At 69.0% G+C, this 872-nt stretch carries 1 protein-coding gene; it reads left to right on the top strand.

Going from position 1 to position 872, the window contains the following annotated elements:
- Window positions 1–872, top strand: an 872-nt coding sequence (locus F3J18_RS37660; protein WP_166917226.1) for an efflux transporter outer membrane subunit, incomplete at both ends; no start/stop codon positions are given.

Below are 872 nucleotides of genomic sequence, written 5' to 3'. Positions count from 1 at the left end.
AAGGTCACCGAGGACACGCTGAAGACGGCCCAGGATTCGTACAACCTGACCAAGCTGCAGTTCGACAACGGCACCGGCTCGGAACTGGACCTGCGCCAGGCGCAGACGGTGGTCGAGCAGGCGCTGGCCGCCCAGCAGTCCGAGGCGCGCGACCGTGCGCAAGCGGTCAACGCGCTGGTGCTGCTGATCGGCGAGCCGCTGCCCGACGATCTGCCGGCGGGCCTGCCGCTGGATTCGCAGAGCCTGCTGACCGATATCCCGGCCGGCTTGCCTTCGGACCTGCTGACGCGTCGTCCCGACATCATGGAAGCCGAGCAGACGCTGCTGGCGGCCAACGCGAACATCGGGGCGGCCCGCGCGGCCTTCTTCCCGAAGATCTCGTTGACGGCCGCGTTCGGCACGGCGAGCCCGACGCTGGGCGGCCTGTTCAAGGCCGGCACGGCGGCCTGGTCGTTCGCGCCGAACATCGCCCTGCCGATCTTCGAGGGCGGCTCGAACATCGCGAACCTCGACCTGGCGCACGTGCAGAAGCGCATCGAGATCGCGAACTACGAGAAGGCGATCCAGACGGCGTTCCGCGAAGTGTCGGACGGGCTGGCGGCACGCGGCACGTATGACCAGGAGATCGCGGCGCTGGCGCGCAACGAGCAGGCGCAGCAACGTCGCTACGATCTGTCGGACCTGCGCTACCGCAATGGCGTGGACAGCTACCTGACGGTGCTGACCGCGCAGACGGACCTGTACACGGCACAGACCACGCTGATCTCGGCGCGCCTCGCGCGCTGGACCAACCTGGTGGACCTGTATCGCGCGCTGGGCGGCGGCTGGATCGAGCACAACGGCGACCAGCCGCGCGAGGCCGATGCCCCGGT

It is taken from the genome of Burkholderia sp. Ax-1720, assembly GCF_011753035.1.
Classification (GTDB): Bacteria; Pseudomonadota; Gammaproteobacteria; order Burkholderiales; family Burkholderiaceae; genus Burkholderia; species Burkholderia gladioli.
This window is presented reverse-complemented; position numbering and strand designations above follow the sequence as displayed.